12 protein-coding genes and 1 tRNA gene are annotated in these 9,088 nt (G+C 52.8%); 7 read left to right on the top strand and 6 right to left on the bottom strand.

Annotated features, from left to right (window positions below; all coding sequences use genetic code 11):
• A partial coding sequence (locus tag Q7V06_RS07290; protein ID WP_304840094.1) for a transposase occupies positions 1-739 on the top strand: 739 nt, incomplete at its 5' end.
• Here the strand turns inward: Q7V06_RS07290 and Q7V06_RS07285 are convergent.
• Both Q7V06_RS07285 and Q7V06_RS07280 read right to left on the bottom strand, forming a co-directional pair.
• Positions 698-916, bottom strand: coding sequence for a hypothetical protein (locus Q7V06_RS07285; RefSeq protein WP_304840092.1), 219 nt, complete (start codon positions 914-916; stop codon positions 698-700). The genes Q7V06_RS07290 and Q7V06_RS07285 overlap by 42 nt on opposite strands.
• 47 nt (positions 917-963) lie before the next feature.
• A complete protein-coding gene (locus tag Q7V06_RS07280; protein WP_304840090.1) occupies positions 964-1,677 on the bottom strand; it encodes a DUF1614 domain-containing protein in 714 nt (237 codons plus the stop codon).
• Between the two features lie 196 nt (positions 1,678-1,873).
• Between Q7V06_RS07280 and Q7V06_RS07275 the strand changes: the two genes are divergently transcribed.
• Together Q7V06_RS07275 and Q7V06_RS07270 are read left to right on the top strand one after the other, a co-directional pair.
• The gene (locus Q7V06_RS07275; protein ID WP_304840088.1) at positions 1,874-2,107 is read left to right on the top strand and encodes a hypothetical protein; all 234 of its coding nucleotides are present in this window, start codon (positions 1,874-1,876) and stop codon (positions 2,105-2,107) included.
• Entirely contained in the window at positions 2,061-2,300 is a 240-nt protein-coding gene (locus tag Q7V06_RS07270; protein WP_370650827.1) for a type II toxin-antitoxin system HicA family toxin, read from the top strand. Before Q7V06_RS07275 ends, Q7V06_RS07270 begins: the two co-directional genes overlap by 47 nt.
• Here the strand turns inward: Q7V06_RS07270 and Q7V06_RS07265 are convergent.
• Both Q7V06_RS07265 and Q7V06_RS07260 read right to left on the bottom strand, forming a co-directional pair.
• The gene (locus Q7V06_RS07265) at positions 2,293-2,895 is read right to left on the bottom strand and encodes a fibrillarin-like rRNA/tRNA 2'-O-methyltransferase (protein ID WP_304840084.1); all 603 of its coding nucleotides are present in this window, start codon (positions 2,893-2,895) and stop codon (positions 2,293-2,295) included. The two genes, Q7V06_RS07270 and Q7V06_RS07265, sit on opposite strands and share 8 nt — an antisense overlap.
• Complete coding sequence (locus Q7V06_RS07260) at positions 2,892-3,752, bottom strand: RNA-processing protein (protein ID WP_304840082.1); 861 nt, start codon at positions 3,750-3,752, stop codon at positions 2,892-2,894. The genes Q7V06_RS07265 and Q7V06_RS07260 overlap by 4 nt, the downstream gene beginning before the upstream one ends.
• Before the next feature lie 56 nt (positions 3,753-3,808).
• Here Q7V06_RS07260 and Q7V06_RS07255 point away from each other — a divergent pair, with 56 nt between their 5' ends.
• A complete protein-coding gene (locus Q7V06_RS07255) occupies positions 3,809-4,732 on the top strand; it encodes a calcium/sodium antiporter (RefSeq protein WP_304840080.1) in 924 nt (307 codons plus the stop codon).
• On the opposite strand, the gene Q7V06_RS07250 is transcribed toward Q7V06_RS07255, so the two are convergent.
• Complete coding sequence (locus Q7V06_RS07250) at positions 4,729-5,949, bottom strand: tripartite tricarboxylate transporter permease (RefSeq protein WP_304840078.1); 1,221 nt, start codon at positions 5,947-5,949, stop codon at positions 4,729-4,731. The genes Q7V06_RS07255 and Q7V06_RS07250 overlap by 4 nt on opposite strands.
• 62 nt (positions 5,950-6,011) lie before the next feature.
• Here Q7V06_RS07250 and Q7V06_RS07245 point away from each other — a divergent pair, with 62 nt between their 5' ends.
• The 3 genes from Q7V06_RS07245 (at position 6,012) to Q7V06_RS07235 (ending at position 7,718) form a co-directional block, all read left to right on the top strand.
• Positions 6,012-6,698, top strand: coding sequence for a uroporphyrinogen-III synthase (locus Q7V06_RS07245; protein WP_304840076.1), 687 nt, complete (start codon positions 6,012-6,014; stop codon positions 6,696-6,698).
• The gene (locus Q7V06_RS07240; protein ID WP_304840074.1) at positions 6,695-7,606 is read left to right on the top strand and encodes an RNA-guided pseudouridylation complex pseudouridine synthase subunit Cbf5; all 912 of its coding nucleotides are present in this window, start codon (positions 6,695-6,697) and stop codon (positions 7,604-7,606) included. Before Q7V06_RS07245 ends, Q7V06_RS07240 begins: the two co-directional genes overlap by 4 nt.
• Before the next feature lie 28 nt (positions 7,607-7,634).
• Positions 7,635-7,718: transfer RNA gene (locus tag Q7V06_RS07235), tRNA-Ser, on the top strand.
• 445 nt (positions 7,719-8,163) lie between these two features.
• On the opposite strand, the gene Q7V06_RS07230 is transcribed toward Q7V06_RS07235, so the two are convergent.
• On the bottom strand, positions 8,164-8,895 hold the full coding sequence (locus Q7V06_RS07230) for a hypothetical protein (protein ID WP_304840072.1): 732 nt from the start codon (positions 8,893-8,895) through the stop codon (positions 8,164-8,166).
• Positions 8,896-9,088 lie beyond the last annotated feature (193 nt).

Genomic DNA, 9,088 nt, shown 5'->3' with positions numbered 1-9,088 from the left:
TCTTGTTAATCGATCCGATGATGGTTGGTATGTTATCATCCAATGCAAAATATCACCAACCCATTCTGTAGGACGGGTTGATACTGTTGTTGGTATTGACGTAGGATTGAAATCATTTGCTGTTGATAGCGATGGTAACGAGATTGAAAATCCAAGATTTTATCAGAAATCATTACCCAAGGTGCGGAAACTCCATCGGAATGTATCGAGAAAGACAAAGTTTTCCAATAACTGGAAAAAGGCCAAAAAGAAGTTAAATACGGCGTACATTAAAATAACGAACCAGAGAGACGATTATCTCCATAAGCTGTCAAGACATTACGTTGATAGTTACGATGTTATTTGTGTAGAGGATCTTGAAGTTAAAAAGCTTGGAGAAATGGGTAACAACACTGGTATGCATCGAAGCATTCATGACGCTTCGTGGGGTAGTTTTTTCTCATTTTTATCGTACAAGGCTGAAAGTGCTGGTACGAAACTTATCAAAGTCGATCCCAAAAATACTACACAGATGTGTTCGCAATGTGGTATGATAGTTCCAAAGAAATTATCAGATCGAGTTCACCGTTGTAACAATTGTGGACTTGAAATTGATAGAGATTATAATGCGGCGATCAACATTCGCCGTGTGGGGATGGAACAGCCCTTTATGCCTGTGGAGGTAGTACCTCTGCATCACACCAGTGTGATGCAAGTGCTATTGATGAAACAGGAAGCGCCTTGCGTAAGCTGGGCGTAGTTCACGCCCCAGATCCTGCTTCAGTTCTTCATGGGTGATGAACTCACCACGTTCAATCTCTTCCAGAGCTTCCCGGATCTCGGCAATCTCCTCATCAGTGAGAGGTCCATCATCCACCTCACTCTCAGCACCACCTTTAAATTCTGCAAACCCAGTTCCAACCCTCTCTTCATCCATACCCGATCCACCAAACCCGCACTCACACCTTAACCCATCCACTCAATTCACGCCAGAAACGCCGCTATGATCCCTGAGAGGAAGATCCCGTCAAACGTCCCTGCTCCTCCTATCGAGACGACCGGGGCACCCAGATCACCAAACTTCCTGAAATTTAAGAGATCAGCCCCGATAAGAGTCCCGAGGGTGCCGCTCACATACGCGATCACAACAGACCCCATCCCGCCGCCGCCGAGCAGTATCCCGCATATGAGGGCGGCAAGCGGAGGGATGAAGAACGGAGTTGCGATCCCGACACCAGAAACAGGACGGGCAAAGTGATGTGTCACGATAGTTACAACCAGGACACCCACCCCGGCAAGGATAAAAAGGGCTTGATCACCCATCACAACAAATGTATGGAAGAGGAGATACGCCGATATCAGAACCGGGATGACCGCACCCCCGAGATTCACGGCGACCTGCGTCATTCTGGCAGGGGGCTGCTCCCGGTACATCCCCTCATAGAGCGATGGTGCAAACTGACCCCGTGGCGGGGTATGCGGAGTTTTCGCCTCACGAATCGTCGTCACCGGAATATTAACGAGACTGCCGATGAGGATCAGGAGGATAAGTCCGATCGCCTGAAGCCAGGAGAACCCAAGGTTCGTCAGCGCTCCCCCGATGATCCCGAGGAAGAGGAATGGGATCAGAATGATGGCTGCAACGATTAAGATGAGCACCATCAGGATCGAGAACGGGTTGAAGATGTACCGCTGCATAGTCACTCCACATTCAGAAACCTGTGATTGGTTGCACAAATAATCATATCATACCCACCCATCATCGATAATTTTGAAGTGTATCATCTATCGATCCATACAAATGTAAACACTCCCAACATATTGATGCTAATTGGTAATTCAAGGAACTCGATTGAGATATAATTATCTTCTGGAAGCAAGATAGGACAATTATATGAGGACACTTATCGAAGTACATCAGGAAGGAAAATATTTTATAGCTGTTGATTTGCTCACTCATGTGGCAGATCAGGGGTTAACAGAAAAAGAAGCCTTAAATAACCTAAAAATTGGACTTGAAGAACACTACAGACTCTTAATTGAGCTTGCTCCACGTAATCATAAGCTGACCTACCTCGATATTGAAGTGGATAATTTTGTCGAAAATACCTCTACTGTCAGCTCGTAGTATTATCAAAAGACTGGACGATTTTGGATATAAACCAGTACGGCAAACAGGAAGTCACATCCACCTTTATAATAGTACAGAAAGGCGATTGGTAACGGTACCAAATCATCAGGAAATTGCCTCAGGTACACTTCTGTCAATTCTCAAACAGGCAAATATTGAGCGTAAAAATTTTTTGAAGAGAATTAAGTGAGTGTGCAGACGATAGCTGCATGGTCATGGTGATACGGCTCAAGCCAGAAGGTCTTCTGCACAATGAGTCCACCCTCAGTGAGCCTTTCAATCGTCTCTGCAAAGACCTCTTCAGGTGTCCGCCTGATATCAACCGACCTCGTCTTCAGCATCAGGATCACCTGACCACCGGTGGTGAGGAACGGTAGATGCTTCAGGAGTATCCCTGCCTGGTCAGGCTGGGCAACATCCTGATACAGCAGATCCACCTCTTCAAGATAGGGTGCATACCGGTCAGGCCGGGTTGCATCACCCGCAATCGGGACGATATTCTTCCGCTTCTCAGCAACAACCAGAAGATCCCGAAGCGGCCGTGGAGCAAACTCGACCGCATAGACGACCTCCACATAATCGGCGACATGGGAGACGGTCGTCCCGTTCGCAGCTCCAAGGTAGAGCACCCGCATAGTACCTGAGAGATCGATTGAATCATCCAGCATGCAGAGTGCGGAGAGTTTCGACCGGTACGGATCCCAGACCCGGTACCCCTGCACCATCCGCTCGTTATACACCCCTCCTGCACCCGGAGAGACGATCTGCCCATCAACTCTGATCATAATGAACCTCCAACCATCGAATCGATCATCGCCTGTGCCGATGCGAGGAACTCAGGGTCCGGTTCTCCCCGGAAGAAATCGATCCTGGCCCCAATCGCAAGTTTTGCCGCAAGAACACGGGCCACCCGCCCCCGAACCTCACGGGGAGCATTATGAACCCGTCGGTGCTGGAAGATAATGCCGTGTTTGGGGGAGGGGGACCCCTGCCTGATATGCGAGAAGAGTGCTGCCTCAGCACCGATCACCTGCACCGAACTGCCGGGCATCCGGGCGAGTTTCTCAAGACCCCCTGCCCGCGCCATGATCCGTGCCGCAACAAGACCGCCGACAAGCTCGCTGGTATTTGGAATCACCCGTCCCGCAAGCCGTGATACCTCAGCAGCAAGTGCGGTCCGCGCTTCCATCAATCCTTCCATCTCTTTAGCCATCCCACGGAGAGGAGGTGATCTGCTCCGGAGGATCTTTGGAAGGATACGCTTCACCGATCCCTGCTTCCCCTTCTGTGAGAATGCCGGGTTCGTCACCTGGTACCATTCAACCAGCCGCTCGGAGAGGAGATTGATCACTTCATCCATCTGGTCGAGCATTCTCACCATCTGGAGGAGTTCCGCATCCTTTCCGGATACCGCATCTCTGATCTCCTCCCGCGCCTGGAGAGTGGTAACCTCGCGAAGCCGCCGGATATACTCACTCCGATCAGAGAAGAGCCCGCTCTTCTGAATCATATCAGCCGTCAGAGGGCGAAATGTCCGCATATCGGTTGCAATCGACCTCACCCTCGCCAGAAGATCAAGGGGGGCACCCTCCACAGGCAGCAGATCCCCGCGATCATCGACACTCAGACACCAGTATTCCATCTTGTAAGACTTGTGTAACCTCAGCACCTATATATCCGGCGACCAGATCTTCTCATATGTTCATCGAAGCGGCCGTCTTCATCATCGGTTTGATACTCCTTGTTAAGGGGGCGGACCTCTTCGTAGGAGGGGGGAGCGGACTCGCCTCAAGGTTTGGGATTGCACCCGCACTCATCGGATTCACCGTCGTTGCATTCGGAACATCTCTTCCGGAACTGGTCGTCAGCGCAAATGCTGCCCTCACCGGAAGCCCGGAGATTGCAACCGGCAATATCATCGGGAGCAACATCGCCAATATCGCGCTTGTGCTTGCGATCTGCGGAATACTCCATCCAAAGATGCTCAACCCCAGGGATCCCCATAACAGTGGGATTGGGATACAGATCCAGCTGATGCTCGCCGCAACCGCCCTCTTCTGCATCCTTGCATGGTCAGGCACCCTGTCTTCAATTGCAGGAGCGGTATTTCTGATCGCATTCATTCTGATCCTCCGCCTGCTCTGGAAGAAAGGGGGTGCCGATGAGATACGAACAGAGACGAAGGGGTATCTCGACTACCTCATGACAGCAGGAGGTATTGCCGCAGTCATCATCGGCGCCCAGCTCGTCGTCAACTCGGCAGTCGTGATCGCAACAGCCCTTGGAGTCTCCGCCTTCGTCATCGGGATGACGCTCGTTGCAGTCGGCACCTCCCTCCCCGAACTTGCTACATCAGTTGTTGCAATTGCACGAGGGCAGGGGGGGTTATCGGTTGGAAACCTCCTTGGGAGCAACATCTTCAACCTCCTCTTTGTGATGGGGATCATCGCCCTCATCACCCCGGTCCCAATTGATGCTCGGGGCGACCTCCTGGCAATGGCACTCTTCTCAGCTGCGGCAATTCCGATCACGCTCGCAGGAGAGAAGCTCACCCGCACCATATCAGCAATCATTCTGATCGGGTACTGTATCTATATCGGGGTGCTTGCAGGGATCATCTAGAAAAGCGGAATTCCAAGGATTGACCAGCAGATGATCGGGACCATGATCGCCCCCATGCAGAAGACCCGCTGGACAGAGACGAGCGGGGGAACAGACCCGATGGCAGTTGCAAGAAGAAGAATAAACAGTCCAAACGGTCCGGTCAGAAGAGCAGTCAGAACAACAAGCAAGACGACGACGGAGAGGTTCAGCCGCCGGATGTTCAGATCTGCAAGATACCGTGATCCCTTTGCAGCAAGGATAGTAAGCGGGTATGCAGCGAGAGCTGCTATACATCCGGCAAGAAGAATGCCGGAGAGCTGCGGCAGCTCCTCTGTTGCCACTGCTGCCATCGCGCCATTTCTCGCACGTGAGAGGGCATAGAGGGCGGCGATCCCGAGGAAGGCATTTGCAGTGTTTGCAGCACTCGTTGCGAGGATGTATCCTCTGCCCTGCCTGGTATAGGAGATGAAAGAGGCAAGAACCGCGTTTGCCGTTGCATTTGAGAATCCCGGCATCCACCCGACTACGGCACCGGCAATGGTACCTGCTGCAGCAGATCCGAAGATCTCACCCCTATCCATCCTGATTCCGCGATAACTCTGCTCGGGGATTGTACCGGATACACCCTTCAAGAGGATCGGCAAACCAAAAAGCCCGGTCAAAAGGGGGAGAAGGAGGGGGCTACCACCAGGGAGCACCTGCCACGAGAGATATGAGTACTCCATCGAAAATGATCCAAGAATACCTGAGGTGACAAAGATCGCCGCTGCCCACTCCGGAGCGGCTGATCGAACCACAAGAAGTCCCGCCACCCCGAGCAGAAGAAGACCTATCCACCAGTCTAGGTATGGCTGAAGCGGTGGCAGGAGGATAAAGAAGAGAGGGAAGAGGATAAGCCCAAAAACCGACCCTGCCGCAGACCCAAGTGCTGATATCCTGACCGCTTCCTCACCAAGACCCTTCATGCAGAGTGCATGGGCAGGCAGAACCGAGATCGCAGTATCGGGGTCAGGCACCCCAAGGAATGTGGAGGGGACAGCATCGAGGAAAGTATGCGTGATGAGTGTCGCAGTGACTGCTGCTGCAAAGACTGAGGGGCCAAAGAGGATGAGGAGTGCCGGATGAACTCCCAGGAGGATACCAGCCATCGGGTTTGAATGGATACCAGGGGTGCACCCACTGACTGTTCCGAGCACCACCCCGATTACTGCCCCGATGAGGATGCCGTCCATCATGCGAAAGAGATCATCAGCAGGAGAGGACAAGAATATCATGCATCCGGGCCTATAATGACACAATGATCATCGCGGTGACCAGACTTGCTGAGAAGGCAGGCAGAGACCAGGCTACCTGTGCAAGGTACGGCCATTCCTGCCGTACCGTCTCGCCCCTGGCAGCAGAGATCTACGATAACCAGATTCAGGCATTTGTACTCGAGGCTAATCGTGGTGCTTTCGACTGTATCTTCTTTACAAGCGCGCTTCCGGCAGAGAAGGTAGCCCCCCTCCTCAGAACAGAGGCGCGTATCATAGCAATAGGACCCCAGACAGCCCATATGCTTCAAGAGGCCGGCCTGAAAGCAGAGACACTCCCCACCTTCTACTCCCGCGACTTCGTTCCGTACCTCGGTGAATGGATTGAGGGGAGATCAATCGGAATCCCTCGTGCAGACGTCCCAAATCACGCCCTGATCCAGGCGATCGAAGATGCAGGAGGAGTCGCGTATGAGTACCGGTGTTATGGCCTTATTCAGACCAACACCCCCCTTGATCTTGAAGGGGCGGATGCAATACTCTTCACAAGCGCCAACTCCTTTATGATGGCGGTCTGGGAGCGGTCAATGGAGATCCTGCCCATTGCCATCGGGGAGATCACCGCAGACGCGATGCGAAGAGGCGGAATAGAACCGGCAGTCGTTGGAGATGGCTCACTCACCGGAACACTAGAAGCACTCAACAGGTACATACACAGGAATACATTATGAGCTCAGATCAACCAACCAGCATAACCTCCGGGATCATCGTCATTGACAAGCCACCGGGCCCGACAAGCCATGAAGTCGCCGCATGGGTCCGCGATATACTGGGTATCAACACCGGGCAGGGCGGAACCCTTGACCCGATGGTCTCCGGCGTCCTGATCGTGATGCTCGGACGAGCCGTAAAGGTTGCAGAACATCTCCTCGCCCATGAGAAGGAGTATATCTGTATCCTCCGGCTCCATGGGGATGTCCCACGGGATCGGATCGATGAGGTGGTCAGCGGATTCTGCGGCCGGATTTACCAGCGCCCCCCACGAAGGAGTGCGGTTAAGCGGGCTCTTCGGATCAGAACGATCCATGCGATCGAGGTGCTCGATGTGGAAGGCCGGTTCGTCCTTCTGAAAGTCCGGTGCGAGGCGGGCACCTACATCAGGACACTCTGTGTCCATATCGGGCTCGCACTCGGGGTCCGTGGACAGATGGTGGAGCTCAGGCGCACCTTCTCCGGCGGATTCTCTGAAGCGGATGCCCACACCCTCCACGAACTCGCAGATGCAAAAGCCTTTGCAGATGAAGGCGATGCCGAACCACTCAGAAAGATGATCCTCCCTATCGAGCGGGCAGTTGCGGATCTTCCGCCGATCACCCTCCGTGACACCGCAGTCGATGCTGTATGCAGGGGAGCACGGCTCGCCGGTGCGGGTGTCATCTCCTGTGGCACGTTTTCAAAAGGCGAAACAGTCTCTTTCATGACCGAATCGGGGAGATTTATCGGTCTCGGCACCGCCCGTATTGAATCAGAGAAGTGTGTTCCGGGAAAACACGGCTTTGTTGCAACTCCAAAAGCGATCCTGATGGAGCCGGGAACATACGCCCGTGGATGGACGAAGAAGAGCAGGGTTAATAAATAACCCCATCAATAACTATACTGCATCTTTTGCTGAGGTAGTCTAGCGGTAAGGCGCGAGGCTGGAAACCTCGTGAGGCGTTTGTCTCTCGGGAGTTCAAATCTCCCCCTCAGCGTTTTGAAATCAGGTTCTCCTTTTCTGCCAGATCATTAATACTCCCCCTCTGATCCCTCTTCTTGGAGTCAACAAGCTCGTCTACCTCTTTGTCAACCGGCGGCGCGATGATGAGGTGAAACGAGCGGCGTTGGGTGCGGCGATCCGACATGAGGGGGCGCGGGGCTATGTGCTTGAGAGCGTGGAACTTGGAAACCGCGGTTCACACATGATCTCCCGGCGGTTCGATCCCGATAACCCAGGGATTTCGTTCGACGTCCGCTTATCGAGGTAAATGGGCGTGCCAGTACGGGCGATGTGTTCCTGACTGAGAACAAGTACAAAACGTCGACGCAGCTGAAGTCCGCCTGATCCGGGATTCATTACAGCTGGGGTGGATGCAGGTGGTGATGGTGGAGCACTATCAGGCAGGGAAGGATGACATCCTGCACGCGTCAGAGGGGTGATCACCCTGCATGCCCGATGAGAAATGATTCCGGCTCTCTAATGGTGATGCCAGGGAGTGTCTCTTCGATTTTCTTGCGGTTGTTCAGGATATGGGTCTTGTCGGCGGTGACGAGACTGACCTCCTCCCCTATCCGATGGATCTGTATGAAATATGCGTCCAGAATCACAAGGATATCTGGTTCATAGCCGATGACGGGGATCAGGGCACTTTTTTGATCCGGGAGATCCAAGTCATAATTCTCGGGGCAACAGGTATAACAGATGACCGGCGCTGAAGGGTCATCGGGACGGCAATCTCTATCCAGCGAATCCAATGCTCCCTTGATAACGTCGATGATCTCCTGTCTGAAGGTTTCCCGATCATTTTCTGTCCCCAGGACACAGTTGCGGAGATCATCCATGTTTTGATGCACGAAAGAGGTGAGCACATTTTTCTCTTTCTCGTTATTAAGTGAGAGGATATACCGCTTGGTGAGTCTCTTGATAGTCATATCGAGGGTGAAGGGGTCAGGAGAGGCAGGGAGTGATTTTAAAAGATAGTTCAGGTATTTTGTCATTGTTCTCCTGAACAGACCAAATACCCCGGTGCATTCCTTATACACCCGCTCACTCGTATGCCGTAGGAAGCCGTCCTGCTGCAGATATCGGTGAGTGTGATGGTGCTGTCCATCCCATCCGATCCGGGATCCGACAAGGATGTTTGTGTCGAGGAAATGATGGAGGGAGGACATCGTGATCAATCTCTTCAGGAGAGGTAACCCTCAATCAGGGAGGAGAGGATCCTCTTTGAGCGGTCGTTGGCATTCCGGCTGTTGGTTAGGCGGGCCGATTCCCGAATTTTTCGGTTAAATCTGTTCACCCAGGGGATCATGTTCGAGAGTGCCGACCAATATTCCCCTTCCCATTGCTCGACTTTTTTGTCGT

Origin of the sequence: Methanocalculus sp. (assembly GCF_030651615.1) — an archaeon.
In the GTDB taxonomy this organism is placed as follows: Archaea; Halobacteriota; Methanomicrobia; order Methanomicrobiales; family Methanocorpusculaceae; genus Methanocalculus.
Note: the sequence above shows the minus strand (reverse complement) of the source record. Positions and strands in the feature narration are given on the sequence as shown.